Origin of the sequence: Aliivibrio sifiae (assembly GCF_002954715.1) — a bacterium.
Classification (GTDB): domain Bacteria; phylum Pseudomonadota; class Gammaproteobacteria; order Enterobacterales; family Vibrionaceae; genus Aliivibrio; species Aliivibrio sifiae.
On the sequence record NZ_MSCP01000003.1, the window covers coordinates 128,593 to 148,448 of the forward strand.

The 19,856-nt window shown below is 34.3% G+C and carries 19 protein-coding genes; all 19 read right to left on the reverse strand.

All coding sequences use genetic code 11. The features are described from left to right. Positions 1 to 246: 246 nt before the first annotated feature. Positions 247 to 1,254, reverse strand: coding sequence for a UDP-glucose 4-epimerase GalE (galE, locus tag BTO23_RS19005; protein WP_061004850.1), 1,008 nt, complete (start codon positions 1,252 to 1,254; stop codon positions 247 to 249). Between the two features lie 218 nt (positions 1,255 to 1,472). Next, positions 1,473 to 2,426 (reverse strand): acetyltransferase, encoded by a 954-nt coding sequence (locus tag BTO23_RS19010; protein ID WP_105064332.1) that lies wholly within the window; start codon positions 2,424 to 2,426, stop codon positions 1,473 to 1,475. 186 nt (positions 2,427 to 2,612) lie between these two features. Next, positions 2,613 to 3,779: a nucleotide sugar dehydrogenase gene (locus BTO23_RS19015; protein WP_105064333.1), complete on the reverse strand. Its 1,167-nt coding sequence runs from the start codon at positions 3,777 to 3,779 to the stop codon at positions 2,613 to 2,615. 186 nt (positions 3,780 to 3,965) lie between these two features. Continuing rightward, the gene (locus BTO23_RS19020) at positions 3,966 to 5,897 is read right to left on the reverse strand and encodes a nucleoside-diphosphate sugar epimerase/dehydratase (protein WP_105064334.1); all 1,932 of its coding nucleotides are present in this window, start codon (positions 5,895 to 5,897) and stop codon (positions 3,966 to 3,968) included. 13 nt (positions 5,898 to 5,910) lie between these two features. Further along, on the reverse strand, positions 5,911 to 6,471 hold the full coding sequence (locus BTO23_RS19025; protein WP_105064335.1) for a sugar transferase: 561 nt from the start codon (positions 6,469 to 6,471) through the stop codon (positions 5,911 to 5,913). 13 nt (positions 6,472 to 6,484) lie between these two features. Continuing rightward, positions 6,485 to 7,402, reverse strand: coding sequence for an NAD-dependent epimerase/dehydratase family protein (locus BTO23_RS19030; protein ID WP_061013161.1), 918 nt, complete (start codon positions 7,400 to 7,402; stop codon positions 6,485 to 6,487). 52 nt (positions 7,403 to 7,454) lie between these two features. Next, positions 7,455 to 8,459, reverse strand: a complete 1,005-nt coding sequence (locus tag BTO23_RS19035; RefSeq protein ID WP_105064336.1) for a WaaS/CpsH family glycosyltransferase — start codon at positions 8,457 to 8,459, stop codon at positions 7,455 to 7,457. A 583-nt stretch (positions 8,460 to 9,042) separates the two neighbouring features. Beyond that, positions 9,043 to 9,648 carry a DapH/DapD/GlmU-related protein gene (locus BTO23_RS21605; protein WP_061013318.1) on the reverse strand — a complete coding sequence of 202 codons (606 nt, stop codon included), beginning with the start codon at positions 9,646 to 9,648 and terminating at the stop codon, positions 9,043 to 9,045. Position 9,649: 1 nt separating this feature from the next. Further along, positions 9,650 to 10,678: a glycosyltransferase family 4 protein gene (locus BTO23_RS19045; RefSeq protein WP_061013165.1), complete on the reverse strand. Its 1,029-nt coding sequence runs from the start codon at positions 10,676 to 10,678 to the stop codon at positions 9,650 to 9,652. 158 nt (positions 10,679 to 10,836) lie between these two features. After that, positions 10,837 to 11,649: an NAD-dependent epimerase/dehydratase family protein gene (locus BTO23_RS19050; protein WP_061013167.1), complete on the reverse strand. Its 813-nt coding sequence runs from the start codon at positions 11,647 to 11,649 to the stop codon at positions 10,837 to 10,839. Beyond that, complete coding sequence (gene rfbC, locus BTO23_RS19055; RefSeq protein ID WP_061013169.1) at positions 11,642 to 12,208, reverse strand: dTDP-4-dehydrorhamnose 3,5-epimerase; 567 nt, start codon at positions 12,206 to 12,208, stop codon at positions 11,642 to 11,644. The genes BTO23_RS19050 and rfbC overlap by 8 nt, the downstream gene beginning before the upstream one ends. Further along, the gene (gene rfbA / locus BTO23_RS19060; RefSeq protein ID WP_061013171.1) at positions 12,208 to 13,077 is read right to left on the reverse strand and encodes a glucose-1-phosphate thymidylyltransferase RfbA; all 870 of its coding nucleotides are present in this window, start codon (positions 13,075 to 13,077) and stop codon (positions 12,208 to 12,210) included. The genes rfbC and rfbA overlap by 1 nt, the downstream gene beginning before the upstream one ends. Then, positions 13,077 to 14,126, reverse strand: a complete 1,050-nt coding sequence (gene rfbB, locus BTO23_RS19065; protein WP_061013172.1) for a dTDP-glucose 4,6-dehydratase — start codon at positions 14,124 to 14,126, stop codon at positions 13,077 to 13,079. Before rfbB ends, rfbA begins: the two co-directional genes overlap by 1 nt. A gap of 209 nt (positions 14,127 to 14,335) precedes the next feature. Beyond that, positions 14,336 to 15,202, reverse strand: coding sequence for a glycosyltransferase family A protein (locus BTO23_RS19070; RefSeq protein WP_105064337.1), 867 nt, complete (start codon positions 15,200 to 15,202; stop codon positions 14,336 to 14,338). After that, on the reverse strand, positions 15,199 to 16,170 hold the full coding sequence (locus tag BTO23_RS19075) for a glycosyltransferase (protein ID WP_105064338.1): 972 nt from the start codon (positions 16,168 to 16,170) through the stop codon (positions 15,199 to 15,201). Before BTO23_RS19075 ends, BTO23_RS19070 begins: the two co-directional genes overlap by 4 nt. Continuing rightward, positions 16,155 to 16,736, reverse strand: coding sequence for a CatB-related O-acetyltransferase (locus BTO23_RS21610; RefSeq protein ID WP_061013177.1), 582 nt, complete (start codon positions 16,734 to 16,736; stop codon positions 16,155 to 16,157). The genes BTO23_RS19075 and BTO23_RS21610 overlap by 16 nt, the downstream gene beginning before the upstream one ends. Then, the gene (locus tag BTO23_RS19085) at positions 16,721 to 17,506 is read right to left on the reverse strand and encodes a glycosyltransferase family 2 protein (RefSeq protein WP_061013179.1); all 786 of its coding nucleotides are present in this window, start codon (positions 17,504 to 17,506) and stop codon (positions 16,721 to 16,723) included. Before BTO23_RS19085 ends, BTO23_RS21610 begins: the two co-directional genes overlap by 16 nt. Continuing rightward, the gene (locus tag BTO23_RS19090) at positions 17,478 to 18,677 is read right to left on the reverse strand and encodes a hypothetical protein (protein ID WP_105064339.1); all 1,200 of its coding nucleotides are present in this window, start codon (positions 18,675 to 18,677) and stop codon (positions 17,478 to 17,480) included. Before BTO23_RS19090 ends, BTO23_RS19085 begins: the two co-directional genes overlap by 29 nt. Beyond that, positions 18,667 to 19,842, reverse strand: coding sequence for an O-antigen polysaccharide polymerase Wzy (gene wzy / locus BTO23_RS19095; RefSeq protein ID WP_061013184.1), 1,176 nt, complete (start codon positions 19,840 to 19,842; stop codon positions 18,667 to 18,669). Before wzy ends, BTO23_RS19090 begins: the two co-directional genes overlap by 11 nt. Positions 19,843 to 19,856 lie beyond the last annotated feature (14 nt).

Consider the following 19,856-nt stretch of genomic DNA (forward strand, 5'->3'; position numbering starts at 1 on the left):
GAGAGGCGAGGACACTTTGCTCGAGGAGCGAGGAAGAGCTTTAAATCGTCGATCAAATAAAAATGCCCACAGGTTTATAGCCTGTGGGCATTTTTTTGATCTTAGGTTTCAGATTTAAAGAAGATCAAAAGCGATCCCCCCTGAACCTTTTAAGGGAGCCAGCAACCGATCTGAACCCCGCACTTTCTTTAAGCCTTTACCATAGGACCAAAGGACCGCGCTTACCCCGCCTTTGCCCTTCCACTCTTAATACCCTTCCGGATTATTTGACTGCCAGCGCCATGTATCTTCTGTCATATCATCAAGAGACAATTTAGCCTCCCACTTCAGCTCTTCACGTGCTTTAGCTGGGTCAGCCCAACATTCAGCAATATCACCTGGGCGACGTGGTGCAATTTTATGAGGAACAGGAACACCCGCAGTTTTCGAGAACGCTTCAGCCATCTGTAAAACACTGTAGCCTTTACCTGTACCCAAGTTATAGATATGAAGACCCGCTTCTTTACCTTTGTATTTCAGTGCAGCTAAATGGCCATCAGCCAAGTCCACTACATGGATATAATCACGAACTCCAGTACCATCTACTGTTGGGTAATCATCACCAAAAACTGATAAAAATTCACGACGGCCAACAGCCACTTGTGAAATAAATGGCATTAGGTTATTTGGAATACCTTGTGGATCTTCACCCATAGTTCCTGATTTATGAGAACCTACAGGGTTAAAGTAACGAAGTAGAGTTACACTCATTTCTGGATGTGCTTTTTGAATATCCGTTAGGCACTCTTCAACAATCAACTTACTACGACCATAAGGATTGGTTGCTGATGTTGGGAAATTTTCATTAATTGGCACAGATGCCGGATCGCCATAAACGGTTGCAGATGAACTAAATACAATACTGTTCACACCCGCTTTACGCATCGCTTCAACTAACACCAAAGTGCCCGATACATTGTTATCGTAATACATGATTGGTTTTTCAACCGACTCACCCACCGCTTTCAAGCCTGCAAAGTGGATCACGCTATCAATTTTGTTTTCAGCAAAGATGGTCGCTAAGATTTGAGGATCACGAATATCACCCTCATAGAATTTAGGTTTTACACCAACCAAAGCTTCAATGCGATCAAGCACCACTTCTTTACTGTTGTATAAGTTATCTAGAATGATCGGCGTTAAGCCCGCTTCAATCATTTGTACACATGTGTGGCTACCGATGTAACCCATTCCGCCAGTGACTAATATGTTCATTATGTATCCTAATTATTATATTCAGAAGCGAGTACTATCGGCTTCTACATTCAAGATATTGTAAATCAGTTAAATAAAGTTCAGATCGCTGAACAAACAGCACCAAAGAAGGTTCTCCCCTTTAATCGCTATAGCTATGTGATCGACATAGTTAATACAAGGGGGAGTAAGAGGATTGTGATAATTGTAACAACCACGATCACCTCTGAATTCTGCTCTTAATACTTCCCTTCAACCACTTCAATAAACTCAGCAATAGACGTTTTCGGCAACGCATCAATTCCCGCCGCCGCTTCACGCCCGCCACCCGTATCAAACGAGCTACAGATCTCACCCGCACCTTGTTTATTATTCAGCGGTGCGCGTAGCGAAACCATATATGTTCCATCTGCATTTTTCGTTAAAACCGCATGAGCTGAATTTGGTAATAAATTAGCCAAAAGATTACCATACACCCCACTAATTCGGCGAGCCCATGCTTCATTTGGTAATTCAAATAAACCCAATTTCTCACTTTTGTACTGCGCTTTAATCGCAAGAGCACTATCCATATCTGATTGATACGCCGCTTGTAGCTGATAAAAAGGGGATGCTTTATCGGCAATAACATCAAATGGGGAGGCGTATTTTAACAACATTTGATATAAAACCGCCGGAGAAAAATGTAAATCCTCAACACTCGCCCCATACCCATTATAGTTTATTAATGTCCCAAGCTCTTTTAACTGTGTTTTTTGCTCAACAGATAAACCAGCTATATCCGCCAACCCGTCAGCTTTAGCAATTAAATTATCACCATAAGCAGCCGTAATGGCCCATGCGTGAAACTGGCCATCTAATAGGTTATCAATAATTAAGGCAGTACAGGTATTGGCATCTAAATCGATATGAGCAGATAAATACTCGTGTTCCAAAATATCACCAGAACGATGGTGATCGGCATAAAACACCTCTGCGCCAGAGTCCAAAGCGAGCTTTAGGGCTACCATGTTCTTTTCCATGGATATGTCTAATACAGTGAGATTATCACCTGCTTTAGCATTAATTTTAGCCATTAAGTTGATGTCACGCTTAACGCCAGTAATTAAGGTTGACTCTTTAGGGTTAGCCAGACGAAGTTGAAGAAGTGCGATGATGCCGTCAGCGTCACCGTTGAAAATATCGTAGTCCATGAAAATCCTTTTTTAAGAACGGAAGAGCACTCCTATGGTCCTACGGTCCTGATTGGGAGTCAAGGTTAGGTTGAGACCGCTTCGCTCCTATAAAAGCAAAAAAACGGACACAACCAAACCAGTCATATCCGCCCTCTATTTTATTTACTACAGGATCGCTCTTAATCCAATCTTCCCGCTCTTAAATCAATCACTACCAAACAAATCGCGGGTATAAACCTTACCCTCAACATCTGCTAGCTCTTCCATCATACGATTTGAGACAATCACATCAGACACTTGCTTAAATTCATTCAAATCTTCAATAACACGAGAGTTAAAGAAATCTGTTTCTTTTAAGACCGGTTCATAAACAACCACTTCAATGCCTTTGGCTTTCAAGCGTTTCATGATGCCTTGAATTGAGGAAGCACGGAAGTTATCAGAACCCGCTTTCATAATTAAGCGGTAAATACCCACAACTTTTGGATTACGCTTCATGATAGAGTCAGCAATAAAATCCTTACGTGTGCGGTTAGCATCCACAATTGCACCAATGATGTTATTTGGTACTTCTTGGTAATTAGCCAATAACTGCTTGGTATCTTTTGGTAAACAGTAGCCACCATAACCAAACGATGGATTATTGTAGTGATTGCCAATACGAGGATCTAAACCTACGCCTTCAATGATCTGACGAGCATTCAATCCATGAGCTTCAGCATAAGAATCCAGCTCATTAAAATACGCTACACGCAAAGCGAGGTAAGTGTTAGAGAACAACTTAACCGCTTCTGCTTCTGTAGAATGAGTGAGTAATACTTCAATATTTTCTTTAATTGCACCTTGAACAAGCAAGTTCGCGAAGACTTCAGCACGCTCAGATTGCTCACCAACAATAATGCGAGACGGATGAAGATTATCAAACAGCGCACGGCCTTCACGTAAAAACTCAGGAGAGAAAATAATATTGTCACAATCTAATTCTTGTTTAATACGCTCAGTATAACCAACCGGAACAGTAGACTTAATCACCATTATCGCATTTGAATTAATCGTCATGACTTCTTTAATTACCGCTTCAACTGAGCTTGTATTAAAGTAATTTGTCGTAGGGTCATAATCCGTAGGTGTTGCAATCACTACGTATTCAGCATTTTTATAAGCTAACTCTTTATCTAAGGTAGCAGTAAGATTCAGTTCCTTATTAGCCAGAAAATCTTCAATCTCCACATCTGAAATCGGTGATTTCTTATTATTAATCAACTCAACCTTTTCAGCCATGATATCAACTGCAATTACTTCATTATGTTGAGCTAATAGCACCGCATTTGAAAGGCCAACGTAACCTGTACCTGCAATAGCAATTTTCATTCTTGTTATCCTTGTAGGGGAGTTTATCTTAGGGAATTATAAGGGTGAAAGAAACGAGATGCGAGGAAACTGGGGACTATACGCTTTGCTAACTAGAAACTAGACCGCTTCGCTCTTATAAGATCAAAAGCAAACACAGTACTCGCTTTTGATCTTATAGTCTTTAGTCAACGTAGTGTATAGTTTCTAGTCTCGCTGAAAAGTGTCCTGCTCTTGAGCCTTCCAAACTAAATCACCAATGCCATCAACCGGAGCAAAGCCCGTAGGTGCATCAATTAATAATTGGCGAATAGTTTCATGGTCAAGCTCATAACAAGCCAAATCTAACTTATCAAGAAGATCGTTATATTCATTTAGCGGTAAAAAGTCTTCACGGGCAGTCATTATGCGCTCATGCTCTGTATTTCCAACATCCTCACCAATAAGCAGTTCTTCATAAAGCTTTTCTCCCGGGCGAAGACCTGTACATAATATCTCAATATCTCCGTCAGGATTGTTGTCATCTTTAACGTCTAAATCAGATAAATGAATTAAATTTCGAGCCAAATCAGCTATCTTCACTGACTCTCCCATATCTAAAACAAATACATCTCCGCCTTTCCCCATAGCTCCAGCTTGAATTACCAACTGCGCAGCCTCTGGGATTGTCATAAAATAACGAGTAATATCAGGGTGCGTTAATGTTACTGGCCCACCTTTCGCTATCTGTTTCTTAAATAAAGGAATAACAGAGCCAGAAGAACCAAGAACATTACCAAAACGAACCATACAAAAACGAGTACCATTCTCTTTCTTATTCTCTTGCTCAGCTAAAGCTTGCAATCCAAGCTCTGCCATTCTCTTAGTCGTTCCCATAACATTAGTAGGACGAACCGCTTTATCTGTTGAAATCAGAACAAAAGATTCAACTTTCGCCTCAATAGCAGCCCTTGCTGTATAATTGGTCCCAAAGATATTATTACGAATTCCTTCAACCACATTATATTCGACTAACGGAACATGTTTATAAGCAGCTGCATGATAAACAGTTTGAACTTGAAAGGAACTCATCGTAGTGGTTAGGCGATTTAAGCGCTGTACCGATCCTAATAAAGGGATAATTTGAACAGATAATCCTTCAGTAATGGCCAATTGAGATAACTCTCGCTCTATCTGATATAAACCAAATTCAGACAGTTCAAATAAAACAAGAATCTTTGGATTATGAAGAATAATTTGTCTGCAAAGTTCAGAACCAATAGACCCTCCAGCTCCCGTCACCATTACCACTTTATCTTTAATATTGGCTTCCATAAGCATTGGCCGAGGGGCAACAGGATCACGCCCTAGCAAATCATCAATAGAAACTTCTTTCAACTGACCAATAGAAAGCTTTCCATTCACTAAATCATCCAAATTAGGAATTGTTAACACCTCGATATGACGCAAGGCTAATGATTCAATAATCTGCTTTTTCTGACTTTGCTTTACTGATGGGATAGCTAATAAAACAGTACTAACACTGTGCTTTTTTATCAAATAATCCAAATACTTAGGGCGAAATATAGTAATGCCTTGTATCGTGGTTTTATGTTTTTTTCTATCATCATCAATAAATGCGACTGGATGATATTCTTTGCCCTGACGCAGCATATTAGCCAACTGTAATCCAGCCGAGCCAGCGCCATAGATAAGCACTTTCTTTTTTTGTTTACCCAAAATATCTGACAACAACAAACGAACAAGTAAACGCGACCCCCCACATAAAACGACTAAATAAGTCGCATATAGCACAGGGATTGAACGAGGCATAAACAGATAATTAAAATATGAAAAGAAAACAATAAAAGCAGAAGAAATAACTGCAGAAATAGTAATGCTTAATACTGCATGCAAACTTAAATAACGTAAGATTGCGCGATATAAACCACTTTTAGTGAATACAAGCAGAGTACAAGGCACCAAGAAAGCAAGCAGCTGCCAATAATCAATATTAAAAAAAAGATCGTCAGTAATATTATCTAAACGAGTAGCAAAAGCAGCCCAAAACGCAATAACAATAAAAAAAACATCCACAACGACGCTAACAGTACGTTTTAATGGCCTTGGCATACCCCAAATCGGTTGTAAAAATTGCATGATTATTCTCTTATTATTTAACAGCGTCGCCAGAACCACTACCCGTAGCAGTCATTAAAATATATTTAAAATAATCTTTTACTGTTAATGTCTCAATCATTTTCTTATCAGTTTTAGCAAGTAGTGCAGGTGTAGACATATCAATATTTTGCACTTGCGCTAAACCTGTAACGCCAGGTAAAACATCATAGATACCCAAAGCATCACGTTCTTCAATTAGTTCTTCTTGATTAAACAAATTCGGACGAGGACCAACTAAACTCATCTCACCTTTTACAACATTAATCAATTGTGGCAATTCATCAATTTTAGTTTTACGTAGAAAATTACCAAGTTTAGTGATTGACGCGTTATTTGCTAAGTGACTAGCCACAGATTTCGTTTCTACCGACATAGTACGAAACTTGATCAACTTAAATGGTTTTTTATTACGCCCAACTCGTTCTTGAATAAAGATTGGAGAGCCTGTATCAAACAAACCAACAATTGTGACGATAACTAAAATTGGCCATAAGAAAAGTAAGCCGAAAAAGGCTGCGAGAAAATCAATAATTCGAATTAATGAGATATTCATAAGTATCTTAACGTTATTCTGATAAACGGCTAAGTGTATCAGTCATAGTAAAAGGAGGCTTCCAGCCCAAGAGTGATCGAGCTTTGCTTGAATCAATTTGTAAATCACCAGTTAACTGTTCTATTTGATCTTGCTTACCAGAAATTTTTCCAAGTAGAGAAAATACAAACTCCGGAACAGGGCACTGAATTAAAGTTTTCCCTAATCCTTTAGCAATACTATTAGTCAACTCTTTTATAGAAACATCCACGCCATCTGAAATACAAAAAATCTCATTTTTAGCTTTTGGATGCTCAATACAAACAGCAATAAAATCGACTAAATTATCTAGCGAAATAAAACTACGCTTATTATCACATAAAGCAAAAGGTAACATTGGCATTTTTTTTACTAAGTTAACTAATTTACCGAAATTACCAGGGCAGTCCGCACCATAAACAAGTACAGGACGGAGAATAACAACTTCAAGGCCAGTCTCTTTTGCTATATTTAATAGTGCTATTTCAGCATCAAGCTTTGATTGTGCGCACTTTGAATGGGGTAAATATTCTGAATCTTCATTAAGAGTTTTTCCTTTATGTGTACTATTACCCAATACACTGATAGAACTAATAAATACAAATCGCTTTACTCCATGCTCAACAGCTTGTCGTGCAAGATTAACTGTTCCATGAACATTTACCTCATTAATATAGTTAGGATCTGTGGAATTATTATGAGCAACTGCTGCCAGATGAATAACAACATTTACATCTTGCAAACATGGATTCCATACTGATTGGCTATTAATATCAAACTCAAAAAATTGCTTTAAATTAAAGTTATCTCGACGCATTGACCGACCCTGCCCTATCAAAGTATATGCGCTGGAAAGTGAATTCAACAAACAATCACCTATAAACCCACTACCTCCAGTTACAAGTATTTTCAAATTAACCTCTCATTATTAATACAGCAAATTTCTTTATTTTCTCTTAATCGAGCTACGAAAATATTGTTCTTATCCACTCTCTTAAAGAATATTTATTAATAATATCTTCAGAGGGAGGAATATACATACTATTTAGAAAACTTTTACTTATTACAGGTTTATTTCTATCAATCACACAGACATTATTACTTGAATAAAAGTCATAATATTTGATATCTTCGTTTGTAGTAATTAATTTTTTACGTAAACCCAACGCTTCGATCGTTCGCATAGTTAACCCTGTCTGCGAAGGGTGTTCTATATCTAGAATAATATCAGACTCACAAATTAGCTTCCTAATCGATGTTTTATCTAATGAAGAAAAAGAAACATCTCTTAGAGATATATTACTAAACTCCTTACTTTGAATCTTTCTAAATAAAAACAACAGCTTACTCGGGCAATAAAAAAAAGAATAAAATGGTAATAAATTACCATCAACTTGATTTATTATTTTATTAACCAATGTATACCTATCACTATGAACTGTACCTATAAATATAATCGAGTACTTTCTCAACTGTTCATTAATATAGTTAACATCAAAATTTTCACTAAAGAATAGTGGTAAAAACTGCAAATTAGGAAATAATCCCACTTCATTACGGTCAAATGAATAACAACAATCAAAGCTAGTACTATTTATCAATTTATTCGCGTTATTTTTATTTCCAATAGCATCCCACATATAAATAATACTTTTCATATTAGGGTTTGTTGCTTTTATTTTTTCTACTATTTCATTACTTATAGTTTCTGGAGAAATAACAAAAAAGTAATCATATTTAACTATTTTAGCCTGTTCTATTATATTGTTATAGTACTCGTTTATTGCTTTTTTTATTAAAAGTTTAATGCCAAGTCGTATAAGTATTTTTCCAATTGAAGACGTAAAAGGGCGCTCATCAAAATAATCGACTTCAGCACCTTGAACTATTAATTCATTCTTTATATCATCCTCATATCCAAAAAAAGACGGGCCTATAAATAAAACTTTCTTACCTGTTAAATCCTTCATAATACTCACTAAAACTTTTCTATTGACTGAAAAACCATTTAACTAAATAGATAGTTCCAGAATAAATTTTCATTGTAAAACATTATTAAATTAATATAACCATCAAAAAGACAATTGACTTTTCATTTAAATTTACAAAAGACGTCCTAATTACGCCTCAAATTCCACTCATTAAACGGAACTTAAAACAAAACAACCCGTGAGGTTAACTTCATAGATAAAAATAAATTTCAGTTTCAATACAAGAGTTTATTTCACAACTAGGAAGAGAAGATTAATTCCATGAGCGATGACTGATGGTTATCATTGCGACAATTGTAATCATGATAAATACAGTTAGCTATAAATCATTGGTTATTTATGATGCTTTAGCTAACTTCAAAGGCGTTGAGAAAGCAGATATTTATCATTAATTGGAAGAATTGCATTTTAAGTTCAATAGACGCTTAAATCTTGAAATATACTATGACTCAATATTCAAACCACACCGATGCCAGAACGGTAGCTCAAACTGCCCGAGGCACAAAAGCACAATCAAGAAGACTTTAAAATAATTAAATATGAAGGCTATTAGGGTATATACTCACTGATTAATAGGACGCTCCCATACTCCTTGTGTTGCATCATATTTCTTAATAATTCGAGCAGGGTTTCCTGCGATAATAACATCATTCGGATAAGACTTTGTTACCACTGAATTTGCGCCAACAATACAGTTTTCACCTAAACTAACACCAGGTAAAATAACAACACCTTCCCCCAACCAGACATTATCTGCAATAGTGACAGGGATTGTAACCAATGGACGCTCACTAACAATGGAGTCAACTGGTGATTGTAGTTTTCCTGTATAACAGCCATGGCTTAAATCGGTTATAAATACACGACTGGCAATCAACACATTATCACCAATAATCACCTTTTGCGCAGATGCTATATGTACCGAATCATTAATTTGGCAATTATTGCCAATGATTAATGTTACATCTTCTCCACTATAATTATGCGCTTCAATACGACAATAACGGCCAGTAGTAAAACCACTACCAAATTTAATATAGCGGCGTCCTCTACACTCAAATGGTCTTCTAATTATTTTTGAGCCCGGATATACTAGCATAGAAATGATTTTTTCTATGAATAAGCGAAGAATACCGGCTACACCGTAGTGAATATATAGCTTTTTCATCTTAAATAAGCTCTTCATAGACTTTTAAAGTTTCTTGATAACAATTCTCCCAGGAAAATTTCTGAGCTTGTAATAGTCCTTGCTTAATCAGTCTTTCTCTGTTTCTTTCAATTAATAACTGCTGTAGCGCATCTGAAAATAGCGAAACCTCAGCCATCTTAACTAATAAGCCTGCATCACCAGCAACTTCAGGAATAGATGACGAATTAACCGCAATAACAGGGCACCCCGCACGCATCGCTTCTGCAACTGGAATACCAAACCCTTCATAGCTTGACGGATAGAGCAAACAAAAAGCTCTGTTGTAAACCACATTTAATTGCTCATCAGATAAACGCCCCAACCATTGATGACGACCAGGTAAATATGTTTGCAAATATTTCAACTCTGTTTCTGTCAACTGACCACCGCCAACAATACTCAGAGATAATTCAGCAACACGAGCTACAGCTTTTACGGCTAAAATAAAGTTTTTATACCCGCCGCGAGCACCAATAAAAACAACTTCGTTACTGCTACTTACATCTTCTAAACAATGGTAAGTGTCCGAAACACCATTATGCACAACACGGATTTTATCTTCAGATATCGGGCAAAACTTTAATAAATCTTTCGCTGTATTATTAGAAACACAAAGCACTAAATCACTATTCCTAATTGCTCTATTCTTCTGCCAAGTATGCATCCATTGTCCTGGACCTTTACGGTATAATTCATAAGTAAAGTCGTGCACAGTGGTCACTATTTGGGCTTTTTCGACAGGCAGCCTGTAATGGGTTGAGTGAAAAATGGCATCAGACGTTAGTGACTTACAATTGACATCTCTCCATCGCTCTAACTGCCGAGAAGGATATTTATCAAATATTACTTTTTCACTTCCTTTGACTAACTGCGAACCATCGACTAAAAAATCTAAATAACGCAAGTCATACCCATCTCTTATATAACGCTGTAATATTTCAGAAAAATATACACTACACCCCCCTCCGGTTTGCAGTTTTTCAATAATTCCATCAACAACTAAATGCATGCTAGTTCTCTTTTTTTGCTCTTTTACATTGAGCGTTTAAATTTACTAAATAAAACAATCATCAATAATAAAAAGTTACTTTTACAATATAATAATTTAACTACATCAACATATTTATTATTAAATCCTTCACGATTGAATAATCATTTTATTCTCTTTCAGAGCGCCTTTTTGAACTTATCGACCATTATTCTCAAGTCGTCTAAAACATTTTTTGGATTAAATACAATCTCATTTTGAAGTGCTGAAATATCATTTTTAGGAAAAATCTCATCAACACTACCTTTATGCCAATTAATATCGCAACCAGTCTCTTTATTTAATAAGTTAGCGATATCACCAGCTGATGTATTGACTCCAGAAGCAACATTAAAAACTCTATGAGATAACTCTGACTTGCCAGATAATTCACAAATTGCATAGGCTACATCAATGACAGACACATAATCCTTTTTATAATCTGGCGTTACATACATATCAACTTGACTATTATTAATGGCATTACGTGTTATCGCAGGAAGAAATAATGGACTGTTTAAAGCTAAGCCATAAACATTCGACGGACGAATAACAATAACGTCTTTATTGCTCAATAAACATAATTCTTCTGACACCAACTTAGTTAAATTAAATAAGCGTCTACTATCAGACGTTAATACCGTTAAGTCGTCACGTTCTGAGGCACATTCCTGCCCCATATATAATCGAGTTGATGAAACATAAATCAATTTATTAAACGCTGCATTCTCTAATATCTCAGCTAGCAATACTGAATTAGAGTGGAAAACTTTAAAAGGGTTATTATTACAATCACCATGGCCAGCACAGTAAATTAAAATCCCTAAATCATCCGTAAATAAACGACTATCATTCTTTTTAGGAATAAATACATTATGTGATTGTTCTTCCAGTTGTTTTACAACTTCAGCACCAATAAAGCCCTGCCCACCAACAACTGTATACTTAGCCATTATCTTTCCATCCTGATTTAATCTTTTCTTTAATATCTGATAATAGCGGCTGCACTGAATCTTTATCTGATAATAATGGTTTTTTTATAGGCCATTCAATACCAATTTCAGGATCATTCCATAACAAACCAGACTCATCGTTCGGATCATAATAATCAGTACATTTATACTGGAAATCAGCACTTTCACTCAAGACACAAAATCCATGAGCAAAACCTGGTGGTACCCAAAATTGGCGCTTATTCTCACCAGATAAAATAACGGCTTCCCATTGCCCAAATGTTTCAGAGTCTGAGCGTAAATCGACAGCTACGTCAAAAACCTCACCGTCAGTTACACTAACAAGTTTACCTTGTGGTTTATGCTTTTGAAAATGTAATCCTCGTAATACGTTCTTTTGAGATTTTGAGCGATTATCCTGCACAAATTTTAATTTAATATTTGCAGTTTCTGCGTATCGAGTCTCTTGGAAGATTTCCATAAAGAAACCGCGATCATCACCAAAAACAGTAGGCTCAATAATAATACAATCCTTCAGCTTAGTTGGAATTACTTTCATTATTCATCCTCAATAATAGCTTTCAAGTATTGACCGTATCCTGTTTTAGAAAGCTTATCGGCTTGCTCTAGTACTTTAGCTTCCGTAAGCCAGCCTTTGTGATATGCAATTTCTTCTAAGCAAGCAACTTTTAAACCTTGCCTATGCTCTATAGTCTGAACAAATTGCCCTGCTTCTAACAAGGAATCATGGGTTCCTGTATCTAGCCAAGCAAACCCACGACCTAATAACTCAACCTTTAAATCACCACGCTTTAGATACTCAATGTTGATATCTGTGATTTCTAGTTCACCACGATGTGATGGTTTAATAGATTTAGCAATATTAATTACATCATTATCGTAAAAGTACAATCCAGTAACTGCATAATTAGATTTCGCTCTTTCTGGCTTCTCTTCAAGGCTCAATGCATTTCCATCAGTATCAAATTCAACCACTCCAAAACGCTCAGGATCTCGTACTTGATAACCGAATACAGTTGCTCCACTTTTTTGATTATATGCTGATATAAGTTTGTCAGAGAAATGTTGTCCATAGAAGATATTATCCCCAAGAACCAAAGCAACGCTACTATCTCCGATAAACTCTTCCCCAATAATAAATGCTTGAGCTAAGCCATCTGGTGTAGGCTGCTCTGCATAACTAAGTTCAAGACCAAACTGGCTTCCATCACCTAGCATACGTTCAAAATTTGGGAGATCATCAGGTGTTGATATGATAAGAATCTCTCTTATACCTGATAACATCAAAACAGATAAAGGATAGAAAATCATTGGCTTATCGTAAATAGGAAGTAACTGTTTAGAAGTCCCTAACGTGATTGGATATAACCTACTACCAGATCCACCGGCTAATATAATACCTTTCATTATTCAACTCCTAAGCGTTCTCGCTGATAAGAACCATCTTGCACTCTTTTGCACCATTCGCTATTTGATAAATACCATTCAACTGTTTTTCTCAAGCCAGTTTCAAACGTTTCATTAGGTGTCCAACCTAACTCCCTTTCAATTTTTGTTGCATTGATTGCATAGCGAACATCGTGTCCAGGTCTATCGGAAACAAAAGTAATCAGTTCTTTATAATCAAATTTTTGAGGGACTAATTCATTTAAGATCTGGCAAAGAGTCTCTACCACTTCAATGTTCTGTTTCTCATTGTGTCCACCAATATTATAAGTTTCACCAATAATACCGTCCGTAACAACCTTGTGTAAGGCTCTAGCATGGTCCTCTACATACAACCAATCACGAACTTGATCACCTCTACCATATATAGGCAAAGGCTTACCTTCTAATGCATTTAAAATAACTAAAGGAATTAGTTTCTCAGGAAAATGGTATGGTCCATAATTATTAGAACAATTTGTAATAATAGTAGGGAAGCCATAAGTACGTAACCATGCACGGACCAAGTGGTCACTTGATGCTTTTGAAGCGGAATACGGGCTACTTGGCTTATAAGATGTCGTTTCTGTAAACAAATCCGTTGTTCCTTCTAAATCACCATAAACTTCATCTGTTGATATATGGTGGAAACGAAAGCTTTGTTTTTGTTGTTTATTCAGGCCTAACCAATATTTACGAGCAGCTTCAAGTAAAGTATAAGTACCGACAATGTTAGTTTCAACAAAAGCAGCAGGGCCGTCAATGGAGCGATCAACATGAGATTCTGCAGCAAGATGCATAACAGCGTCTGGTTTATACTCAGAAAAAACACGATCTAATTCAGTTCGGTTACAAATATCAACCTGTTCAAAAGTATATTTCGGAGATCCAGATACATTTAATAATGACTCGAGATTACCAGCATAAGTAAGTTTATCCAGATTTAATACTGAATCCTCAGTTTCTTGAATAATGTGACGGACAACCGCCGAGCCAATAAATCCGGCTCCACCTGTTAATAATATTTTCACTGTGACTCCTCGTTGAATTCAGAGTTAAATCATAAAACACTTTATTTTAATCAGGACCAATCAGGTCACGATAAACGTATGAAATCTCTTTAACCAAATAACAACTACTTTATATATTTATCACTAATTAATGATTTCATTTGAGCAATTTTACAATACTAATAATAAACCACCAATTCGTTTACCTTCTAATGGATACTTTACATTTTTTATTTGTCGTAGTTATGAAAGATACCTTTTACAAGTGAGATAAACCTAATTTTGTACATCACAGATAAATTCTTTGATGAAATCAAATAACCGACTAAGCTCCTTATTAAAAGCTCAATAAATACCAACCAGATCACTGGAGAAAATCGTCTTGCAAAAATCTTTAAACAGTATCCTTGTCCTATTGCATATTTGGCATATTTAAGAATAAATACCTCATCAACCTTGTAAACTTCATGGTACACATCAATAAAGCCATAGTAGTTACCTTTGCATTTATTATGCAATAACTTTAAAACAACTTCAGTTTCTTCACCAGAACCTACAGGAGCTCCAACACCTAATAACTCATTAAAATAATTAACGTTTTCACGGAATACATTAAGTTTAATGACTAACCCAACCGAGATTGGAAGTCTAAATGAATTTAAATAATTTAAATTGACTGATATGTCTTTCTTTCGTTTCCCAAACTCTTTTTTCTCATACGGGTCAAAAACTCTAAATGAATAAAACTCGTTAGCCCTCCAATCTAAATTGGATATTTTTTCGAAAAAATCATTTTCATACCAGCAGTCATCATCTGGAAACAAAATTAAATCATCTTCATTAATATGATAGTTTTCATAGATATATTCTAAAGCTTTATTTCGAGCTTTTGATAAGGAACATCTCTCAGACTGTAATAAAACAAATTTATCTTCAACATACTCTTTAATCATAGAGTAATGTTCATCAATTGATTGCTGACCTTGATAAACGCAAACAATAAGAAATTGTTCTTTTTGATTTTTTAATGAATTTAATAGCCGTTTAAATACATCTATTTTTTCATCGGAATAAGTAACTACTAATTTAAATTTCAAAACGTCTCCAAGAGATCAATAAAGTTATCATAGCTATGTTGTTTTTTTAGTTTGTTAATATCAGAAATAAAAAGATCAGCATATTCAGAATCACTCAGTTTTTTCAAACAATCAATAATTTCTAATATTTTTTCAGATGTGATTTTTTCAAGAACAAATACAGATTTTAAATTCTGCCAATACTCAACACCAGTATAAGAACAGACAATTACAGGAACAAAGCGCTCTACAGATTCCAAAATTATTGTTGGGAGAGCCTCTGTTTTTGAATTAATGATTAAAATACGTGCATCATTAGCATCAAAATCGAATGGGTTTTGTCTAAATCCTAAAAATCTAGCCCTATCAGAAATGTCGTACTGATTAACTAAATTTTCTAAGTTATTTTTTTCTATTCCTTCACCATAAATATTTAACCTAATATTAGCAGGTAAACTACGTAATAACTCTATTGTTAAATCAACTCTTTTTAATTCAGCTAGACTTGATATTGATAACAAGATAATTTCTTTTTTACTCAGGAACATATTAGCTGAACAAAAATCGAGAAAAGAGTAGGGGTTAGGAATGAAAGTACCACTTTCACTTGCAGGAGATGCATTAATCCTTAATGGATAAAGGGCATAAGAAATACGATACAAAATTTTATTTTTTTTACTCAAAAACTCTTTGTAATCATTAAAATAACAATGATTCCACAATATGAATTTTTTTTTGTAAAAAATTTTAAAAGGGAGTACTAAAAAACCCAAAATACCTTCAGAGCCAAGTAATATTTTGTCAGAATCACCTATATTCTTGCAAATTAATAGCATGAATTTAGCATATCTATATAAAAATGAAGTACCTAGGAATGACTCCATATTTATCCATTTGAATTCATTCGTATCTAAGTTGATTATATTTTGAATAATTTTTTCAGCCCCTCCCCCTTTTGCTCTAATTGTAATAATCAGTATTCGTCCCATGCTTGTATCCTTTTTATATCAATATTCCACCACTCCTTCACACCATAAGGCAGTTTGCAGATAGGCCTAGTTTTAATTTTTTTAGCTGGTATGCCTGCCCATATTTCATAGCAAGGTACATTTTTTGTAACTACGGCTCCTGCTGCAATAACAGCACCATCAGATATTATTATCCCTTGCTTTAAAATAGCACCATGTCCTATCCAAACATCATTTCCGATTAAGGTTTCTTTTGGATTGTTTTCTATGATTTTTTTTGCTCCGTAGTAGCTATTAAATAATATCGGGTGTGTTGTAAAGTAATCAGTTGGATGCTCAGAACCACCAATACTGCAATTAGATGATATAGATGTAAACTTACCAATCTTAACATTTGATAAAAAAGTGTTTTTATTAATATAAGAAAAATCACCTATTTCAAATAAACCATCAATGTAAACTCCTGATTCTATAGTATTGGAATGACCAAATACGGACTTAATTGGGATATTCACTGACTTAATCTTCAGATTTTTACTTTTGTATTTCACTTTCAAGTATAAAAACTTTATTATTTTTTTAAACATAATACCTTTATCAAAGCCTTAAAATTAAAATGCAATACACTTTCTTTTATTAACCTTCTACGCCAAGCATTACGTAAAATTTTACACTTGCATACCGACATAAAAGAAACAAAAAATTTAACCGACCTAGATACACTTTGGTACTCATAATTATCCAAACTAAACCGAAAAACTTTCTTTTTAGATAACTGCTCTTGTGCATCTTGATGGTAATTGAATATACACTCTCTACTATAGAAACCAATATACTTAACAAAAATCTCACTAAACAACCAGATTTCAGATATCCTGAAGCTATGACTAGAAACATACTGACTAAGAACATCAGCTTTAATTAGCATGATATAATCCGATGTTCTACCTTCATATGACACAAAATCACAATAATCCTTAATTGATTTAATTTCGAAATCAATTAAACTCTCCCCACCTTTATATGTAAAACCATATAAATCATAGTTTGGGTTGTTATTTGTAATTTTTTGAATCGTCTCAACAGCACTTCTTAGTAGAGTATCATCACTATCCAATAAAAGGATATATTCAAAGCTTGCGCTTTTAACACCTTCTAACCTAGCCCTAACTGGGCCTCCATTTTTGCTTAATAAAATATGTTTTGTAATTCTGCTATCTGTCAATTTTTTTTCTGAAGCATCCTCAACAACAATAATTTCAGGCTCTTCAAAACCATCAAAAGCTATTTCAATAGAATCTAAACATCTATTTAGTTCACTTATTCTATTATAGTTCGCAATTATAATCGTGTACATTTCTCTCTCTTAAAAGATAAGTTTGAAATAATATTTTTAATAAAATAACACTCGCAATAAGATAATTATACTCACTTACATATTGGAAGGAGTAAACAATATTAAGTGTTATTAAAAAAGTTATAGCTACTAAAATTAGATCTAGAATAAAAAAAGCCTTAAGACTTTTTTGTAGCCTTAATGAAACAGATAAGTTAATACTTGAAATAGCGGTTCCGCCGATTACAAGGTAAGTAGAAGTCAGTATCTCACTTGATGAAATATTAGTTAATTGATTTAAAAAATCGAAATTTGAACTTATATAATAAAGAGAAAATGAACTAACTATCATAAATAATATTAAGGTTAAATTTATTAACTTTATATTTATCTTTTTCTCCATATTTGAACTCAAAACTTTCAAAGTAAATATACTTAAAGGTATAACCATAAAGTTTGATAAAGACACAGATAATGTATACTGAGCCAAAGAATGTTTATCAATAAAGGCAGAAAGATTTATATAAGGGACTCGAGTTAAAATAATTGATAATATTGAAAAAAGGTAAATATAACTTAAATATTTAAATACAACACTCAAGTTCACAGATTCATATTTAGCCAAAGTACCTTTAAACCTCTTACCAAAGGTTAAAGCCATGAATAATGGTAAAATAGGAATAATAATAAAAATCAATGCATACCATGAACTGGTTTTATTTTCTAAAGATAGGATGGTTAATGGATCTATAAATACAAAACACAATAAAACAACATTACCAACCAACTGCCAAATTCTAGGATACTCAAACATACCAATAGAACTCATTACACCTGTATTCAAGTCATTAAATAGCGATACAAATACAAATACAAATATAAAAAATTGAATTAGTAAATTACCATCTAAAAAGAAAAAATTTAATATGCTAGAAGACAAAACAGCAAAGAAAAATGAATATCTTTTTATATGCCTAGGTATCTTTTTGTCCCTACTAACCATTATTGATATAGCATTTGGAAGGCCAAGTATAACTAGTGTTAGTGTTATTTGAAAATAACTAGTATATAAGTCCAGATAATACTTAACCTCTAAACCATAAATATCAATAATCTTTATTTGAGAATAATATGATATCAATGAACTTAAATATAGGACAACCGTCACCGCAATAAATTTTTTACTTTCCATTACGATACGCAAACCTTTTTACATAATAAAAAAATAACACAATCATTAACAGTCTAGATATTTCGATAAAATCACCTCGAACCCACATTATCATTCCGTAATAAAACGTCAATATTAATGCCTTATCAAACTCATCGCCTTTAATAAACTTTCTTTCTAGGTTATGTAATAACAAAACAATACAATAAGGAACGGTCATTAAGCCAAAATAACCAAATCGATAATAAATTTCTCCAATTATCGAAAAACCAAAACCTCCACCGGCCTTTGCCCAACCAGGGTCATAGTTAGTCACAAACTCTGTAGACAATGAATTTATTGGCTCAATTCCTAAAGACAGTATTATAGAGTGAGGCAGTGTACTGAGAGCAACTATTATTAGAGGTTGATTTATATCATCAAGTACATTTAAATTAGAAATGATCATTGGAATATTTGCCATTTCCATTGACATCCTAAAAAGTATTGTCGAATCCAGGGCGCCACTCCCCCCCTCTCTAAGAGCACCAGCGAGCACAATTAAAGGAAGAGCACATATAGATACGATCGCAAACTGTTTATATGTAATTCTTTTTATTAGTATCAAAAATACCACACTTGAAATAGAGGTATAAAGTAAAAAAGATCGACCTCCATACATTAAATAGCTAGCAATTATACATCCCATTAATACAAGATATATTTTCCTTCTATCTTTCAAGTAAAAAACAAAAAGTAAAAAATAAAAAATCAAAAGAAAAGGAAAGAAAGATGTCGCTTTAATAGTTTGCTCAGAAGCATCTTGATAACCGGCAATATATCCATTATTTATTACTTGAAACCCTTGACTTATATTTTGATATACCAAGAATAAAGTAAATAATGAAAATACATAAAAAATAAAGCGTGAATATTTATAATTTTTAACGCTAAAAAGTATTACTTTCTTATTTTTTAATAATAAATATATTATATGTAAAATGAAAATTGAAAAATTAAAGATCAATAACATTGATAAAACAAGGTGTTTATCAAATAAAACAAGATCATACCTCATTAACGTAGTAATTAATGGGGTGAATCCACTTAACATATTTACTAAAAAAACAAAAACCATGCTCGCGGGATGTGCTTTTAAGATAAGTAAAGTAAATAGTAGTGATAATAAGTATAGGGTCTCTATCACTCAGCCTCCAATTT